Raw genomic sequence first — 15,402 nt, forward strand, 5'->3', positions numbered from 1 at the left:
GAACCGTCGGTCCCGACCGCATCCGACGGCCCGTTCACTCCTCGATGTCGCGAGCCGCCGCGAGCAACTCGTCGTGAATCTCGCCGTTCGAAGCGACGATCCCCGTACTATCGTGCCGCCACCGGTCCCCTTCGAGATCGGTCACGACGCCGCCGGCCTCGCGGATCAACTGAACGCCTGCCACGGTGTCCCACGAGTTCGCTCGTAAGTTGGTCATCGTCCCCTCGAGCGCGCCCGAGGCGACCATCGCCAGCTCGAGCTGGGCGCAGCCGAAGCGGCGCATGTCGCCGAACCGCTCGACGACGGCGCGGGCGGCCGCGGCGTACTGGTCGCGCTGGTCGAAGTCCCACCAGAACGTCGGGCAGACGGTGGCCGCCTCCGGGTCGGCGCAGTCGCTGACCGACAGCGCCTCGCCGTTGCGGGACGCGCCCTCGGGGCCGACGCGGTAGCTATCGGCGAGGGCGGGACAGTCGAACGCCGCGCCGACCGGTTCGCCGTCCGCGACGGCCGCGACGGCGGTTCCGAACGCTCGAATGCCGCCGACGTAGTTGTTCGTCCCGTCGATGGGGTCGACGATCCAGGCCGGTCCGGTTTCGGGGACCTCTTTCAGCGCGTCTTCCTCCTCGCCGACGATCGGATCGTCCGGGAACGCCTCGCGGATGGTCTCGATGACGATCTCCTGTGCGTCGCGGTCGACCTGCGTCACTACGTCCGTCTTGCCGTTTTTCGCCTCGACGGCGAGCTCGGTTCGAAACGAGTCGGCCGCGACGGCGGCCCCCTCGCCCGCGGCTCGAGCCGCGACGGCTGCACGATCGGAGTCCGATTCGGGTTCGTACACGGACCATCCTCGACGGTCGGGGATGAAAAGTGGTCGTACTGCACCCCTCGAGCCGCCCTCGTCGGGCCCCTCGAGGGAGATCGGCTCTCGACGACCACGATCGATGAGCCGGTCGCTGGAGCGGGCGCTCGGGCAGGATACGGTCGGCGCCAAAAGTTTGCGAGGGCAAGACGCTCCGTCTTGCCGCGCACTGTGGTGAGTGCGAGGGGAGGGGATCGAACCCACGAACTCCTACGAGAGCGGATCTTGAGTCCGCCGCCGTTGACCGCTTGGCTACCCTCGCACGCACGCTTTCGTAGTGTCGTACAAGGGTTAAATGACCCGGTTTAGATCTCGGTACTTTCCTCGAGACGAGAAATCTACTTTCGTAATACGCTACCGCCTCGGGAGCCCTTTATTCGATGACCGCACTATTATATAATCAATTATACAAATAACATATTATGTTAAAGAGGAGAAATACGGGAGAGAGTCCACGATAGGGCCAGTAAGGGCAGAATCTACCCGAACGATGTATAGTCAGTAAACATCAATATTTATAACCCTGCCGTATCAGGTGAGTTACTATGAGTCGGATTCGGAGAGTTGACGATCAACGCGAAATGGAGCGAGTTATTGACGATTATATTACACAGGGGTACCAAGTGAAAAGCCAAGGAGAGCGAAGTGCCCGAGTGAAGGACAAAGACTGGGGATCGGCTCTCGGACACATCGTTGTCGCCCTGTTAACTCTTTGGTGGACTCTCGGGATCGGAAACGTTGCTTATGCAGCGTACAAGCGATATACGGCTGATGAAGTAACCATCAAAGTGGACGCACAAGACGACGTCTGAAGCGCCGTATCGCGAGGTGAGTAACCATGAATACAATCCGTATTTTTAGGCTGGTAGCCGCGACAGTGACGATTGTGTTTCTGTCAACGCTTTATTTGTTCCACACTGGGCGCGTGGCTCTCTCGCTTGCTCCACCGATGATTATACTGCTCCTGTCTTTTTCATTGATATTCTATGTCGGACTCTACCACGATTTCTCACGCGGGAATTCGGTCCGTCGAACTGTGGCCATCGGAGTATTATCTGTGATTCTGATTGCGTCCCTGATCTGGATTGCCGTTTCCGCTCTGTTCGGCGGAATAGCCGCTATCTTTGAGATTCGAAACGGTGGCGTGATTCTCCCCCCTGAAGAGTTCTTACCCGATTGGTGGCTTCTCGTTCTCCTCGTTCCAGCCGGGATTTTCCTCGTTTGTGGTGCGGTGCTAGATACCGAAAGACCGTCGTATTCTGCTCCGAGCGAACTGCATGAGTTGGCCGAATCACCGATCTACTTCGCTCTCACTTGCACTGTAATCGGGTTGTGGAGCGTGCTTTTCGTCGGATTGAACGTGGCACAACGAATCGTGATCATCGCTCCGATTTTCGAGGAGTTACTGAAATTCGGTGTCGCGTTGATTATTGGCGCAGCCATATTTGGTCGATCGATCTATTCTCGCATCGCGATCGCTCTGGTAATCGGCTGTATTTTCGGTCTGGTCGAACACTCGACCACGTACGCCGGGGAACCGGACATGCTCTACCTGTATCGTGTTCTGTTTCACTCGGTTTTAACGATGATTTCTGTTACGGTTTACACTGCTTTCGAAGAACGCGATCTGAACAAGTTGTTATGGATCGCTCCGATTTATCCGATCGTCCTGCATTACCTGAACAACGCATTCGCCGTTCTTTCCGGAGCGGTATTAGCTACGACGCCGGAAGAAACGCAACTGGTCGTCTCTATCGTGTTCGGCGGACTGATTCTCCTTCTCGGAGTGGCGTTGCTGATTATCGTAATCACACGGCACAATCTTGCAGAGTTACTCCATCGTGAACCGTATCTGTTCCTGAAAGGCGTGATCTGATATCCGATCTCCACTGTCACTCTCATCTCCGACTGTACGGCAATGCAGTGGAACACATCTTGGGCTGACACTAGGAGTCTGCCGCCCGAACCTCCGCTCGTCCTCAACGGTGTCGTACCGCGTCGAGACGAGTCTCGAAAGCGGTATCGCGAGCGAGGCTGCGCGGCAACTCGCTCGAGGACCGATGAAACCTCCCCGAACCGAAACGGGCCCCGTCGCTCAGGGCGTCTGCGTTTCGAGGGCCTCCTCGGTGTAGCGCCGCTCGCAGTTCAGACACTGGTATCCGCCCTCGATGTGCGCGTACAGGCGCTCGCCGCAGTGCTGACAGCGGCCGTAGGGCTGGACCATCTCGTGGAATATGGGGCTCCTACCGTGATAAATACGGTGCTTACACACGCTATAGGTCGTCTAACCGACGGAACTACCCGCCTCCGATCCTTGGCATCGATTATGGACGACCACACCCGCGACCCCACCGTCGAGCCGCCGGCCGGGAATCCGACCGGCTGGGATCCGTCCGCGGGTCGCTGGGAGCACGCGACGCTGCGCCGGGCGACCGACTGCGGCGTTCGGCTGTTCAACGACGGCGCGTACCACGAGTCCCACGACTGTTTCGAGGCCGAATGGTACAACTACGGGGCCGGCTCCGCGGAGAGCAAGTTCTGCCACGGAATGGTCCAGGTGGCCGCGGGAGCCTACAAACGCGTCGATTTCGAGAACGACGACGGCATGCGGAGCCTCTTCGAGACGGCGCTGCAGTACCTCCGCGGCCTCCCGAACGACTACTACGGGGTCGACGTGCTCGCGGTCCGAACCGCGCTCACGAACGCCCTCGAGGAGCCGGCTCGGATCGACGACTGGCGGATACGACTGGACGACGAGCGACCGACCGCTCGAGCCGTCGAGTACGAGTACGCTGACTCGCTCGAGGAGTGAGGCGACTCGCTCGAGGTCTGAAGTGATCCGAAATCTGTCGCGGTCGTGCTCGAGTCCGTTCGAGCGGAGAACCGGACGCGACCTGCGATCGGTCGACGCTGTGAAAGACCGAATCGCCTTTCCCCTTTCAGCCGAACTAACTAGTAATGAGAGTCGCACAGCTGGGGTCGGGAACGCCGGAAATCGCAGTCGTCGCGGGCGTCCACGGGGACGAACCCTGTGGCGTCCGGGCGATCGAACGCCTTCTCGACGACCAACCGACCGTCGAACGGCCCGTCAAACTCATCGTCGCCAACGAAACGGCGCTCGAGCGACAGGTGCGGTTCGTCGACGAGGATCTCAACCGAGCGTTCCCCGGCAGTCCGGACGCGAAGACGCACGAGGGACGGCTCGCACACGAACTCGTCGACGAACTCGACGGCTGTCTAACCTTCTCGATGCACTCCACGCAGAGCCACGCCGACCCCTTCGCGATCGTTAACGGGGTCAACGAGACGGCGAAAGATATCGTCCCGCAACTACCCGTCGCGGCGATGGTCGAGACGAGTAACTTCGCGGAGGGACGACTCTTCTCCGCGATCGACACCATCGAAGTCGAGTGCGGGCTGCAGGGATCGGAGACAGCCGCCGAGAACGCCGACCGACTGACGCGATCGTTCCTCACCGCAGTGGGCGCGTTGCCCGGCGACACCGTCCGCCGCGACCTGCCGATCTACCGGCTCACCGACGTTATCCGGAAGGATCAGGCCGACACCTACGAAGTGTTCGTCGAGAACTTCACGGAGGTCGAGGCCGGCGCGCCGTTCGCCGCCGCGGACGGCGAGCAGCAGGTCGCCGACGAATCGTTTTACCCTGTCCTCATGTCGTCGAACGGCTACCGGAACGTCTTCGGCTACAGCGCCGAGAAAGTGGACGTGCTCGAAACGCCCGCGACGGCGGACTGAGCCAGCAGCCGCGAGACACCTCCACCCGGCCACCGTTCGTTCCGTCTCCGACCGCCATTCGTTCCCGACTCGCTTTCGCTCGCCCACGCGGCAGGCCGCAGTTCCCGCATCGAGAGCGTCGATGGCGCAAGGCATATCCCCCGCACTGCCGTACGGGGGAGTATGGAATTCCCACCGAATCAGGGTCTCGACCAGGAGGAGGTCAACGAGCAGGTCGCCACGGCGCTCGAGGAGAACGAGGTCGTGCTCTTCATGAAGGGAACCGAACTGATGCCCCAGTGTGGCTACTCCCGCAAGGCGCTCGGGCTGATCGGCCAGCACCGCGACGAGTTCGAGACCGTCGACGTTCTCGAGTCGCTCGACGAGTTCCGGGGGGCGCTGTCCGAACGCAGCGACTGGGAGACCATCCCGCAGACGTTCGTCGACGGCGAGTTCGTCGGCGGCTCCGACATCCTCGAGGAACTCGAGGAGCGTGATGAGCTCGCTGAGACGCTCAACGCCGCGTAACGAGACGAACGCTCAAAATATTTACCATAACTGATATTTCACACATTCAATAGCAGGTCATATAAGTCACGCCCTCGTACTAGTAGATCACGACTATCGCCGTACACACCTCCCCCACAATGTCAACAGAGGAATCCAGACACGTATATCGGCTGCACTCGACACTCGAACTGCCCCTCGAAGACCTCCGCGAGCACATCGACGAGGCGAAGTACCCTGACGGGATCACCGACGTCGAAATCACGCGACGGAACAATACGCTCATTCTCAAAGCCGTCGCCGAGGACCAGTCCGTCAGCAAGTACACGCCGACGGCACAGCTCAAGGCCAGCGTCACGGAAAATCGGGTCTACGAGGAAGATCCCGACGAGCGGCGACAGAAGTCCTTCAGCTGGGACGAGGAGGAAGAAGAAGAGATCGAATCCGAACTCGTCGAGTTCGCCGCCTTCAAGGGTGACCGAGAGACCGTCCTCCAGAACTCGCTGTTGCAATACGAGATGTTCCTCGTTCTCTGTGAGATCGCCGAAGCGGCCGAGAAGGGCACCCTGACCGCGATCTCGGAGCGCGACGGGGACCTCGACGCGACCCGGATCGTCGACGGCGAACCCCGACCGGCCGACATCGAAGTCGTCGAAGGACCCCGCGACCGCGGCTCGGGTGAGGGCGGCGTCAACTGGCGGGACAACAAGTTCATCACGGACTGAGACGGTCTGTCGTAACGATCTACAGCAGCGATCGCAGGCCGGTCCGCGGGTGCGCCGGAGCTGACTGACAACGGTCCGTCCGAGCGAATCGGGAACCGATCGCTCGCCTCGACGCATCGACGAATAGCGGCGGCCACCGACGCCTCGACAACGCGATCCTGACTCTTCGAGTGCGAACAGCGTTCATCGCGACCGGATAGGTCTATATCCCCCTCGAGCCTGTACGACCCCCTCCATGGAACCCCTCACCAGCCGACGGCGATTCCTGACGGGCGCAGCCGTCGGCGCGACGGCGGGTCTCGCCGGCTTCGCGAGACGGTCTCGAGCCGGCGATGCCACGGCGCCGAACGCACTGGACGCGATCGATCGACTCCCGAACGCGGTCGGGCTCGAGACGCTGATCGACGGACTGGAGATGCCGCTGGCGCTCGAGTTCGCCCCCGGTTCGGACCGGCGATACGTCGCCTGTCGCGGCGGCCGCATCTTCGTTCACGAATCGGACGGACTCCGCGACGAGCCGTTTCTCGATCTTCGCGGAACCGTCGTTACCGGCGGTGAACGCGGGTTGCTGGGCGCGACGCTCCATCCGGATTTCGCCGAGAACCGCCGGCTGTTCGTCCACTGCAGCGTCCCGCGCCGATCCGGGACGCCGGCGGAGTTCGACCACACGGGCATCCTCGCGTCGTTCCGGGCGACCGACGACGGCAGGAGGGTTCGGCGAGACAGCGCACGCGTCGTCCTCGAGATCCCCCAACCAGCGGACTTCCACAACGGCGGCGATCTCGCGTTCGGACCGGACGGGTTCCTCTACGCCGGCATCGGCGCGGGTGGCGGCGGTGGCGGCGGCGGTCAAGACGTCACGACGGACTTTCTGGGAAGCGTTCTGCGACTCGACGTCGACGACCGGACGGCCGATCGAGCGTACGCCGTCCCCGACGACAACCCGCTCGTTGGACGGACGGGCCTCGACGAGTACTACGCGTGGGGCTTTCGGAACCCCTGGCGGCTCTCGTTCGACGACGGCGACTGCTTCGTCGCGGACGTCGGCGAGAGCGACTACGAGGAAGTCAACCGGCTCGAGAAGGGCGGGAACTACGGCTGGAACGTCAGAGAGGGGACACACTGCTACCGGGAGGAGACCTGTCCGGACCGCTCCGCCGAACGCGACGGCGGGGGCGAACCGTTCCGCGATCCGATCATCGAGTATCCGCACCCGCCGACGGAATCGGCGGTCAGCGGCGTGTCGGTCATCGGGGGCTACGTCTACCGCGGTTCGACACTTCCGGCGTTGGAGGGCGCGTACGTCTTCGGCGACTTCCTGCCCGAGGGGCGACTGTTCGCCGCCACTCGTCCCGACGACGGCGACGATCCGTGGTCGACCACCGTCCTCGAGATCGACGGCGAACCATCCCTCGAGCGACTGCTCTCCTTCGGTCGCGACGACGACGGAGAGGTGTACGCGCTCGGCACGGGTACCGGCGGGGGCGGGGTCTTCCGCGTCGTCCCCGCTACGTGAGTGTGTCTCGCACGAACCTCGTCGCACGAATTACGCACACCGCGGACGAACGCCGGTGACGGAAAGTCCGACGAGCGAGGAGGAATCCGCCTGCTGCGGCCGTCCGACCGGCGATAGACGTTTGTAGTCCCGATGGCGAACGACGAGTATGGACGATCCGGGCCCGTACGCGCTCCTCGGCCGCCTCGCCGTGGCGGCCTTCGTGATGATCGCCCCGACGCTTTGCTTTCTGGGACTGGTCCGGGGGCTCGAACGGCTGCGGGACGACGATCTGATCAACGAGTGGGCGCGAACGCGAGGACGTGACGACGCTCGCGACATCACGAAGTACGACGACGTACTCGCCGTGTTAGCGAACGAGATGGGGGTCGAGGCCGACGGCTCGTCGACGGTTCGGTGTCCCGCGTGTGGAACGTCGAACCGAGCGGGTGTAACGTACTGTCACGGCTGTCGACACCGGTTCGAGTCACCCTGACGGCCGGTTCGGCGCGGCCCCGTCGCTCGTCACTCGAGTCGGTCTTCCCACTCCGCGGCGGTCATCGACTCGCCGGTGACGCCGTTCGGTCCCTGCGCGGCCAGCAACGCGGCCGCGTCGTCCATCACGTCGGGTTGCAGGATCTCCTCGCGCTCAGCGTCGGGCAAGTGTTCCCAGATCCGCGTGTTCACCCGGCCGCCGGGATCGATCGCGTTGACGTTGATTCCGTCGTCTTCGACCTCGAGCGCGACTCCCTGCGTGAACCCCTCGAGGCCCCACTTCGACGTGATGTACGCTGCGGCGTCCGGAATCGCGTGGCGGCCGAGGCCCGAAGAGACGTTGCAAACGTTCCCCGACTCTTGCTCGCTCTCGAGCATCGCCTCGAGGACGCGTTTGGTGAACAGGTAGACCCCTTTCACGTTGACGTCCATAATCCGGTCCCACTCGTCTTCGCTCGTCTCGACCAGCGACCGGCGATCCTCGCCGAAACTGAGCCCCGAGATCCCGGCGTTGTTGATCAGCGTATCGATCCCACCGAAGCGGTCGACCGTCGACTCGACGACGCGGTCGACGGCATCGGCGTCGCGAACGTCCGCCGGCGCGACCAGCGTCTCGCCGTCCGCCGCGTCGGCCACGGCCTCGAGGTCGTCTTCGCTACGGGCCACGAGGACGACGTTCGCCCCGCGTTCCGAGAGGTGCAGCGCCATCGAGCGTCCGAGTCCCTTGCTCGCGCCGGTCACGATGATCGTCTCGTCGGTGAGAGTCGTCATACGGTGATAGTCGAGAGCCACGAAGTAATACGTTCGCCAGCGGACAGCGCGACGGGTCCGTGACGAGACGTTCCCCCATTGCGGGAGCGACATTTGCCGGCACCTCCGACACCGTCTCCCCTTTCGCCGCTCGACTCGAGTTCACGGCCGGACCACGAAGGACGCGACGTCCGAAATTCCGCGTCGACGTATCGCTGACGACCGAACCGCGACGACCCACTCGGTCCGGGATGCCGACAGAGCTTTCCGGCGACCCAAAGGATTTACATCTCCTAATTATATCTAATTACGAGATGGCCGAGAACTTCCCCGACTACGTGAACGTCGACTATTCCGACGGCGAAGGCGAAGATCCAGAGGAGTATCCCCACATTCAGGACAAAATCGAGAAAGCGATCGAGGTCACGCGCGAGGGCCTCGAGGAGTACGAGAACCCGGCGGTCATGTGGACCGGCGGTAAGGACTCGACGCTCACGCTGTACTTCATCAAGGAGGTCGCCGACCGATTCGATCTCGAGGTACCGCCCGCGGTCTTCATCGACCACTACCAACACTTCGACGAGATTCACGACTTCGTCGACCACTGGGCCGACGAGTGGGACCTCGAAGTCATCTACGCGCGAAACGAGGACGTCGGCGAGTACGTCGACGAACGCGGACTCGAGCCCGGCGACGACATCGACATCTCGGAACTCTCCGAGCACAACCGACATCACGTCGACGACATTCTCGAGTACGAGGAGGACACGTTCCCCTTCCTGCTCGACACCTACGTGGGCAACCACCTGCTCAAGACGGTCGCGCTCAACGACGCGCTCGAGGAGTACGACATCGACGGCGTCATCAGCGGCGTCCGCTGGGACGAACAGGAGGCCCGCGCCGACGAGACGTTCTTCTCGCCGCGCCACGATCCGGACATCTACCCGCCCCACGATCGTATCCAGCCCATCCTGCAGTTCGACGAGGCGGCCGTCTGGGACGCCTTCTGGAACTTCGCGGTGCCGGACACGGTCGAGAACTTCCCCGAGGAAGGCTACGTTCCCGAAAGCGACACCGACCTCCCCGAGGGCGTCGAACAGGACGACATCCCGATCTCGCCGAAGTACTTCGCCGGCTTCCGCTCGCTGGGCAGCGAAGTCAGCACCGAGAAGAGCGACCAGGAGCCCGCCTGGCTGCAGGACCTCGAGGGAACCACCGAGCGCGCGGGCCGCGCCCAGGACAAAGAGGACCTGATGGAGCGCCTGCGCGATCTGGGCTACATGTAGACCGACGGCGGTCGACCGCCGACTGACGCGCAACTACCGATGTTCTCCGTTTTCGTTCGTTCGAGAGAGTGGTAATACGAGCCGGCTCTCCTCCGTCCGACGAGAGTATTCGTCTCGAGCGATATCTCCGTCCGTCGCTACCGGCCCGTCGTCCGGTACTCGCCGTGTTTGATGCCGAGCCCCAGCATGATGAGCCCGAAGACGATCATCGACGGTGCGACCATCATCAGTACGGTGTCCATCCCCATCATCGGCGCTGCGATTAGGCCAACGACGCCGATTGCGATGACAGCGATAAACGCGGCAGCGGTCGTAGGAAGATCGAACTCCATGCGTGACCCTTGGGAATCCGATGCCTAATGCTGTCGGGAATCGGCAGGCCGTTCATCGAGGAAGACGAAACGAAGCCGCGGCGACCGAACTACTGCGACGGACGAACCAGATTCGCCAGTGCCACGACGGTTCCGAGGAACCAGCCCAGCGGGAACGAGATCCCGACCCACATCGCGGCGTAGGCCGGCCCCTCGAGCGTGTAATTGTCGCGCAGATAGTCGCTCAGACCGCCGACGAACAACACGTTGTCGAGCGCCCAGACGGCGAATTCGTAGCTGGGATCGAGGACGTAGGGATGCAGCGACGGCGTGACGAGCGCGGCGACGACGGGCGGGAGAAACAGCGCCGTCATCGCGAACGGGTACGCGAGGACGGCCGTCGTGGCGCGGCCGCCGATCTTCGAGAACGTCGCGGCGAGAGCGGTCGAAACCGTCGCGACGCCGCTCGCCGCTGCGACCGCGAGGACCGCCTCGAGGGGGATCTCGACCTGATCCATGTACGACATCGCACCCCAGGCGATCGTCAGGAGTCCCCAGCCGAGCAGTGCAACGCCGGTGACGCCGACGATGCCCAGTCTGGTCCTGGTCGAGTCGAGTTTCGCCGCGTAAAAGCGGGTTCCGAGACCGAGTACAGTCAACGGATAGAGGAAGAGCAAGCCGATGACCCCGAGCACGCTCCAGCCGTGATAGGCGATCTTCTGCGGGAGGGACTCGGGCTTCCACTTGCCCATGACGGAGTGACCGCGGCCGCGTTGCCTGGGGAAGACGATCTCCATCCAGGCCCCGTGTAACCGCCGAACGTCGGCCTTGATCGCGCCGACGAGCCCACCGCCGCCACCGCGTTGTGAGCGGGTAGACATACGCGAGCCAAAAAGCCGGTGTACCGTAAACTTTCCTGCTTTTTCTTTCCAGATGATATATCGATGATAGCCCCGCTGTGAGTCCGCACAGCGGCTATCAACGGTGAACGGGGATCCAGATGAACGCCGCGAGAGCCGCTGTCGCCGATCAGTTCCAGGGGGCGAAGTCGGGGTCGACCTGACGGCTCGTCTCGTCGATCGCGTCGATCGTGTTGATATCCTCCCGATCGAGTTCCACGGTCAGGGATTCCCAGTTGTCGCCGATGTGGTCCGCGCCGGTCGCCTTCGGAATCGTCGTGACTCCCTTTTCGCGCGCCCAGGCGAGGCTAACCTGCGCCTCGGTGACGCCGTGTTTCTCCGCGACGTCCTGAATCTCGGGCCGGTCGAACACCTGTCCGCGGGCCAGCGGCGAGTAGCCGACGACCTCCACGTCGTAGTTGTCACAGGCCTCTCGGATCTCCTCCTGAGGGAGCATCGGGTGGAGTTCGACCTGATTTGCGAAGATCGGCGCATCGCAGACGTCGACGGCTACCTCGAGATTTTCGGGGAGGAAGTTGCTGACCCCGACGTTCTCGATCAGCCCGTCGTCGTACAGTTCCGACAGCGCCGACAGCGTCTCCTCGGCGTCGTACTCACCGGACGGCCAGTGGGCGTACAGCAGGTCGACGGAGTCGACGCCGAGGCGGTCTAAGCTGTCGCGGGTGGACTCTATGACGGCGTCGTGGTCCAGTTTCGAGATCCAGACCTTGGTCGCGAGGAAGATCTCCTCGCGGTCGACGTCCGCTGCCGCGATACCGTCGCCGACCGCGTCCTCGTTTCGGTACGCCTGCGCGGTGTCGATGTGACGGTAGCCCGTCTCGAGGGCCGTGCGGACGCTCTCGGCGCACTGCTCGGCGTCGTCGTTCTCCCACGTGCCGAGCCCGAGCATCGGCATGCCGTTGGCGGTCGGGCACGTCCCCGGAGCGATCGCGTCGGCGTCTTCTGTTACCATGTGCGAACGGTGGAGGAGAACGCGAAAATGGGTTTGGGTTGCGGAGAGCGATTCGGGTTACGACAGCGAAGTTCGCGGGTAAACGTTTCATGTGGGCCGTTAACTCGGACCAATAGCGCTCGCCGTTACTCGTACAGGTGGTCCCACGGTCGCTCGCGCTCGAGCGCCGCGCTCGCCGCGAGGATGTCGTCGTCGGCGAATCGACGACCGACGACCTGGAGGCCGACGGGGTAGCCGCGCTCGGTCAGCCCCGCGGGCGCGGAAGCGACGGGGTGGCCGGTCCAGTTGAACGGCCAAGTCATCGGCCACTCCCAGGCCTCGGCCCCGAGGTCGGCGTCTAGCTCCACGTCGGCTCGCGAGAGCGTCGGTGCCACGAGCAAGTCGTAGTCGGCCAGCACGTCCTCGACGGCGTCGTAGACGCCCGTCCGAACGATCCCGGATCGGGCGGCGTCCGCGGGGCCGTACTCGTCCGCGATGTGGAGCATCGCGAGCAGACTGTCGGAGACCTCGTCGGAGCGCTCCCGAAAGTCGACGCCGTGGGCTTCCTCGACGATCGTCGCACTCTCGAGGACGGAACTCGTGTACGCCGGCAGCGCGGCCTCGCTCAGGTCGCCCATCGAGTAGCCGTGGTCGAGCGAGATTTCGTCGACCGTCGCGCCGGCGTCGGCCAGCGCGGTGACGGCCTCGTCGACGACAGCCCGCACCTCGTCGGCGACCGGAAAGACGTCGAGATCCGAGCTGTACGCGATCCGGTAGTCGTCGATCGGCCGCTCGAGCGCGTCGAGGTAGTCGATATCGATCGGAACGCTATTCGGGTCGGCCGAATGCGGGCCGCCCATCAGCGACAGCATGAGCGCGGCGTCTTCCACGGTCCGGGTCATCGGCCCCTTCGTCGTGTGCTGGATCTCCCGGCCGAACGCGCTCGGCCGGCCGTCGTCGGGTACCAGCCCGAACGTCGGTTTGAACCCGTAGACGCCGCAGGCCGCGGCGGGAATGCGCAGCGAGCCGCCCGCGTCGCTACCCGTCGCGATCGGAGCCATGCGGGCACCGAGGGCCGCCGCCGAGCCGCCGGAGGAGCCGCCCGCGTTCAGCTCGGTGTCGATCGGCGACGCCGTCGCGCCGACCACCTCGTTGTCGGTCGTCCCCTTGTGACCCAGCTCCGGCGTGTTCGTCTTCCCGATCACGATCGCACCGGCGTCCTCGAGGCGCTCGACGATCGCCGCGGTCCGATCCGCGACGTGGTCCGAGAACAGCGCCGACCCGTACGTGTGGCGGATCCCTTCCTTCTCCGAGCCGAGATCTTTCAGCGCGAGCGGGACACCGTGGAGCGGACCCACGTCTTCACCCCCGTCCAGCGCCCGATCGGCCTCGGCTGCGGCTTCGCGCGCATGCTCCGCGCAGACCGTGACGTAGGCGTTGATTTCGTCGTCTCGCTCGTCGATTCGCTCGAGGTGCGCCTCGACGGCTTCGGTAGCCGTCACGTCCCCGCTCCGGATTCGGTCGGCGAGTTCCGCCGCAGAAGCCCGCGTGAGTTCCGTCTGGCGTGACATACCGCTAGGACCACCCGGTGTCGTGATATACGTTAGCTTGACTTTCGAGACGGCGTGGTGTGAATCGTAGCACGCCGGTCGACTTCCGAGTCCACCGTCCTCGAGCGCGCGGCGGCAGGGCTGATCTGACCTCGCTTCCAGTAGGGACACTTCTTTATGAGCGAGCAGTTCGAACGGTCACTATTCCGCTCACTCGCCCTAGCTCTTATATACGATGTATGTAATGAGTGAGATATGTCGACTGATTCGGACGGAGACACCACGTTAGCAGCATTGGCGCACGTATCATCACTAGTTGCAGCATTTCTCGGCCCGTTGCTTATTCTGTTACTCGCGGACGACGGTGACACACTTGTCAAAGAGAACGCCAAAAACTCATTGAATTTTCAGATAATGATCGCTATCGCGTTCATTATTTCCGGTCTACTACTGGTGGTCCTCATCGGGTTCTTCTTGTTCCCGCTGGTCGCATTAGTGGACCTTATTCTGGTCATTATCGCGACAGTGAAAGCCAACGACGGTGAGATTTACTCGTACCCCTACACGCCGAGTATCATCTGAGACGGGCCGCCGTAGTATAGTCCGGCGTGAGGCAAGCCGTAACTGCAGACCGTCGTAGTAGACGTGATTGTCAACCGAGGGTGGATGCGCTCTTTCGATACAGTAGTGAGAGCAACTGTGTCCGTTTCGTTCTCCGACACCTCCCCGTAACGACTGGTGGCCCGGTTGGTACCGACAGCGGCTGATAGTACTTGCATGCGAGAGGCGGAGCGTGTACCGAACGGGGTATTCTGGTGGAGACGAGTGAGAAAATGTCCGTTTTCGTGGGCACGGGACGTTTCCGCGCCTTCCCCTCCCGGCCGCCCGCTGTGCTCGCTCACTCATCCGACGCACTGATGTCGTCTCGCGATTCACCGTCGTTCGTCGCTCGATAGCGCGTCACCGCACGGCGGGTGATCGGTCAGCGTGAAACGTCGCGTTCCTCGACCCTGCGTGAGTTTCGCGGTGCATCCCGAATAGCGAACCCCTACCGACTACTGCTACTGGTACATCCGGAGCGGCTGGGCCTGCGAGCTCTCGTCCTGGCCGATCGCCTGCATCTGCTGGGCCAACTCCTCCCGTTTCGCCCGAATCTCTTCGGCGCGGTCGACGAGTTCCGTCACGTCGATCTCGAGGTCGGCGACCGGCGCGATACCGTCCTCGAGCAGGACGCTCGCGGCTTCGGGGTCGGGGAACTGCGGGCTGCACTCGACGACGAGGCCGAGGCTGCCGTAGTCTTCCTGCGCGGCGCGGTTGATGAGCGCCCCCGTCGGACCGGTGATGACGCCGTCTTCCGACGGAATCGGGATGTCGGACCCCTCGAGTCGCTCGCCGCCGTCGCCGGTCGCGATCCCGTAGAGTGCGGGCCGGTTCTCGCCGTCGCGTTCGGCGGGGAGCCCGCTCAGGTAGATCGGCGCAGCCCCCCGCTCGACGATCCAGCCGGTCAGGCAGTCGGCGACGCTCTCGACCGCCTGCGAGGCGATCGGCGCGTCGCTCTGGAGGGCGATCAGATCGTGCTCCTCGCTGACGTAGAGCCGCACCGGGGGACGCGCCGTTCGGTCACCGCTCCGATAGACACCGATCCGCGGTAATCCCTCGCAGTGAACGCTCGCGTAGTAGCGCATCTCGAGTTCCTCGACGAGGTGATCGGTCGCGATTTTCCCGACGAGACCGACGCCCGGGAACCCCTCGACGAGCGTGGGGTTCTCCAACTCCGCTTCCGGTCCCTGAAGCCGAATTTCTGCCATGCTCAGACCGATGACTGTCAGCGACATAAA

Annotated in this window: 18 protein-coding genes and 1 tRNA gene; 10 read left to right on the plus strand and 9 right to left on the minus strand. The window is 63.3% G+C overall.

What is annotated here, in order from left to right:
• Positions 1 to 34 precede the first annotated feature (34 nt).
• Positions 35 to 838 (minus strand): inositol monophosphatase family protein, encoded by an 804-nt coding sequence (locus AC0QDI_RS04325; protein ID WP_474665554.1) that lies wholly within the window; start codon positions 836 to 838, stop codon positions 35 to 37.
• A gap of 200 nt (positions 839 to 1,038) precedes the next feature.
• Positions 1,039 to 1,121: transfer RNA gene (locus AC0QDI_RS04330), tRNA-Leu, on the minus strand.
• Positions 1,122 to 1,440: 319 nt separating this feature from the next.
• Here AC0QDI_RS04330 and AC0QDI_RS04335 point away from each other — a divergent pair.
• Positions 1,441 to 1,671, plus strand: coding sequence for a DUF8108 domain-containing protein (locus tag AC0QDI_RS04335; RefSeq protein WP_098727041.1), 231 nt, complete (start codon positions 1,441 to 1,443; stop codon positions 1,669 to 1,671).
• 26 nt (positions 1,672 to 1,697) lie between these two features.
• On the plus strand, positions 1,698 to 2,735 hold the full coding sequence (locus AC0QDI_RS04340) for a hypothetical protein (RefSeq protein ID WP_474665556.1): 1,038 nt from the start codon (positions 1,698 to 1,700) through the stop codon (positions 2,733 to 2,735).
• A gap of 219 nt (positions 2,736 to 2,954) precedes the next feature.
• Here AC0QDI_RS04340 and AC0QDI_RS04345 read toward each other — a convergent pair whose 3' ends face one another.
• On the minus strand, positions 2,955 to 3,083 hold the full coding sequence (locus AC0QDI_RS04345; RefSeq protein ID WP_474665558.1) for a hypothetical protein: 129 nt from the start codon (positions 3,081 to 3,083) through the stop codon (positions 2,955 to 2,957).
• Between the two features lie 102 nt (positions 3,084 to 3,185).
• Here AC0QDI_RS04345 and AC0QDI_RS04350 point away from each other — a divergent pair, with 102 nt between their 5' ends.
• The 6 genes from AC0QDI_RS04350 (at position 3,186) to AC0QDI_RS04375 (ending at position 7,817) form a co-directional block, all read left to right on the plus strand.
• Entirely contained in the window at positions 3,186 to 3,671 is a 486-nt protein-coding gene (locus tag AC0QDI_RS04350; RefSeq protein ID WP_474665560.1) for a DUF309 domain-containing protein, read from the plus strand.
• A 146-nt stretch (positions 3,672 to 3,817) separates the two neighbouring features.
• Positions 3,818 to 4,615 (plus strand): M14 family metallopeptidase, encoded by a 798-nt coding sequence (locus AC0QDI_RS04355; protein WP_474665562.1) that lies wholly within the window; start codon positions 3,818 to 3,820, stop codon positions 4,613 to 4,615.
• A gap of 162 nt (positions 4,616 to 4,777) precedes the next feature.
• Positions 4,778 to 5,122: a glutaredoxin family protein gene (locus AC0QDI_RS04360; RefSeq protein ID WP_474665564.1), complete on the plus strand. Its 345-nt coding sequence runs from the start codon at positions 4,778 to 4,780 to the stop codon at positions 5,120 to 5,122.
• Positions 5,123 to 5,241: 119 nt separating this feature from the next.
• Entirely contained in the window at positions 5,242 to 5,826 is a 585-nt protein-coding gene (locus AC0QDI_RS04365; protein ID WP_474665566.1) for a DUF7110 family protein, read from the plus strand.
• Between the two features lie 235 nt (positions 5,827 to 6,061).
• Positions 6,062 to 7,342, plus strand: coding sequence for a PQQ-dependent sugar dehydrogenase (locus tag AC0QDI_RS04370; RefSeq protein ID WP_474665568.1), 1,281 nt, complete (start codon positions 6,062 to 6,064; stop codon positions 7,340 to 7,342).
• Positions 7,343 to 7,490: 148 nt separating this feature from the next.
• The gene (locus AC0QDI_RS04375; protein WP_474665570.1) at positions 7,491 to 7,817 is read left to right on the plus strand and encodes a DUF7577 domain-containing protein; all 327 of its coding nucleotides are present in this window, start codon (positions 7,491 to 7,493) and stop codon (positions 7,815 to 7,817) included.
• A gap of 29 nt (positions 7,818 to 7,846) precedes the next feature.
• On the opposite strand, the gene AC0QDI_RS04380 is transcribed toward AC0QDI_RS04375, so the two are convergent.
• Positions 7,847 to 8,587, minus strand: coding sequence for an SDR family NAD(P)-dependent oxidoreductase (locus tag AC0QDI_RS04380; protein ID WP_474665572.1), 741 nt, complete (start codon positions 8,585 to 8,587; stop codon positions 7,847 to 7,849).
• Between the two features lie 293 nt (positions 8,588 to 8,880).
• Here AC0QDI_RS04380 and AC0QDI_RS04385 point away from each other — a divergent pair, with 293 nt between their 5' ends.
• Positions 8,881 to 9,852: a phosphoadenosine phosphosulfate reductase family protein gene (locus AC0QDI_RS04385; protein ID WP_474665574.1), complete on the plus strand. Its 972-nt coding sequence runs from the start codon at positions 8,881 to 8,883 to the stop codon at positions 9,850 to 9,852.
• A 137-nt stretch (positions 9,853 to 9,989) separates the two neighbouring features.
• Here AC0QDI_RS04385 and AC0QDI_RS04390 read toward each other — a convergent pair whose 3' ends face one another.
• The 4 genes from AC0QDI_RS04390 to AC0QDI_RS04405 all read right to left on the minus strand — a co-directional run bounded on the left by AC0QDI_RS04390 (position 9,990) and on the right by AC0QDI_RS04405 (position 13,585).
• On the minus strand, positions 9,990 to 10,184 hold the full coding sequence (locus tag AC0QDI_RS04390) for a DUF7333 family protein (protein ID WP_474665576.1): 195 nt from the start codon (positions 10,182 to 10,184) through the stop codon (positions 9,990 to 9,992).
• An 89-nt stretch (positions 10,185 to 10,273) separates the two neighbouring features.
• Positions 10,274 to 11,044 (minus strand): hypothetical protein, encoded by a 771-nt coding sequence (locus AC0QDI_RS04395; RefSeq protein ID WP_474665578.1) that lies wholly within the window; start codon positions 11,042 to 11,044, stop codon positions 10,274 to 10,276.
• A 148-nt stretch (positions 11,045 to 11,192) separates the two neighbouring features.
• A complete protein-coding gene (locus tag AC0QDI_RS04400; protein WP_474665580.1) occupies positions 11,193 to 12,035 on the minus strand; it encodes an aldo/keto reductase in 843 nt (280 codons plus the stop codon).
• A 125-nt stretch (positions 12,036 to 12,160) separates the two neighbouring features.
• Positions 12,161 to 13,585 carry an amidase gene (locus AC0QDI_RS04405; RefSeq protein WP_474665582.1) on the minus strand — a complete coding sequence of 475 codons (1,425 nt, stop codon included), beginning with the start codon at positions 13,583 to 13,585 and terminating at the stop codon, positions 12,161 to 12,163.
• Between the two features lie 234 nt (positions 13,586 to 13,819).
• Between AC0QDI_RS04405 and AC0QDI_RS04410 the strand changes: the two genes are divergently transcribed.
• Entirely contained in the window at positions 13,820 to 14,146 is a 327-nt protein-coding gene (locus tag AC0QDI_RS04410; RefSeq protein ID WP_474665584.1) for a DUF4870 domain-containing protein, read from the plus strand.
• A 479-nt stretch (positions 14,147 to 14,625) separates the two neighbouring features.
• Here the strand turns inward: AC0QDI_RS04410 and AC0QDI_RS04415 are convergent, their stop codons facing one another.
• Complete coding sequence (locus AC0QDI_RS04415; RefSeq protein ID WP_474665586.1) at positions 14,626 to 15,372, minus strand: proteasome assembly chaperone family protein; 747 nt, start codon at positions 15,370 to 15,372, stop codon at positions 14,626 to 14,628.
• Positions 15,373 to 15,402 lie beyond the last annotated feature (30 nt).

The sequence above is a fragment of the Natrinema sp. LJW11 genome, assembly GCF_056135975.1.

Excerpts from the sequence above, each read along its gene's own strand:
- AC0QDI_RS04335 (WP_098727041.1), top strand. The coding sequence starts at position 1,441 with ATGGAGCGAGTTATTGACGATTATATTACACAGGGGTACCAAGTGAAA.
- AC0QDI_RS04340 (WP_474665556.1), top strand. The coding sequence starts at position 1,698 with ATGAATACAATCCGTATTTTTAGGCTGGTAGCCGCGACAGTGACGATT.
- AC0QDI_RS04345 (WP_474665558.1), bottom strand. The coding sequence starts at position 3,083 with ATGGTCCAGCCCTACGGCCGCTGTCAGCACTGCGGCGAGCGCCTGTAC.
- AC0QDI_RS04350 (WP_474665560.1), top strand. The coding sequence starts at position 3,186 with ATGGACGACCACACCCGCGACCCCACCGTCGAGCCGCCGGCCGGGAAT.
- AC0QDI_RS04355 (WP_474665562.1), top strand. The coding sequence starts at position 3,818 with ATGAGAGTCGCACAGCTGGGGTCGGGAACGCCGGAAATCGCAGTCGTC.
- AC0QDI_RS04360 (WP_474665564.1), top strand. The coding sequence starts at position 4,778 with ATGGAATTCCCACCGAATCAGGGTCTCGACCAGGAGGAGGTCAACGAG.
- AC0QDI_RS04365 (WP_474665566.1), top strand. The coding sequence starts at position 5,242 with ATGTCAACAGAGGAATCCAGACACGTATATCGGCTGCACTCGACACTC.
- AC0QDI_RS04370 (WP_474665568.1), top strand. The coding sequence starts at position 6,062 with ATGGAACCCCTCACCAGCCGACGGCGATTCCTGACGGGCGCAGCCGTC.
- AC0QDI_RS04375 (WP_474665570.1), top strand. The coding sequence starts at position 7,491 with ATGGACGATCCGGGCCCGTACGCGCTCCTCGGCCGCCTCGCCGTGGCG.
- AC0QDI_RS04380 (WP_474665572.1), bottom strand. The coding sequence starts at position 8,587 with ATGACGACTCTCACCGACGAGACGATCATCGTGACCGGCGCGAGCAAG.
- AC0QDI_RS04385 (WP_474665574.1), top strand. The coding sequence starts at position 8,881 with ATGGCCGAGAACTTCCCCGACTACGTGAACGTCGACTATTCCGACGGC.
- AC0QDI_RS04390 (WP_474665576.1), bottom strand. The coding sequence starts at position 10,184 with ATGGAGTTCGATCTTCCTACGACCGCTGCCGCGTTTATCGCTGTCATC.
- AC0QDI_RS04395 (WP_474665578.1), bottom strand. The coding sequence starts at position 11,044 with ATGTCTACCCGCTCACAACGCGGTGGCGGCGGTGGGCTCGTCGGCGCG.
- AC0QDI_RS04400 (WP_474665580.1), bottom strand. The coding sequence starts at position 12,035 with ATGGTAACAGAAGACGCCGACGCGATCGCTCCGGGGACGTGCCCGACC.
- AC0QDI_RS04405 (WP_474665582.1), bottom strand. The coding sequence starts at position 13,585 with ATGTCACGCCAGACGGAACTCACGCGGGCTTCTGCGGCGGAACTCGCC.
- AC0QDI_RS04410 (WP_474665584.1), top strand. The coding sequence starts at position 13,820 with ATGTCGACTGATTCGGACGGAGACACCACGTTAGCAGCATTGGCGCAC.
- AC0QDI_RS04415 (WP_474665586.1), bottom strand. The coding sequence starts at position 15,372 with ATGGCAGAAATTCGGCTTCAGGGACCGGAAGCGGAGTTGGAGAACCCC.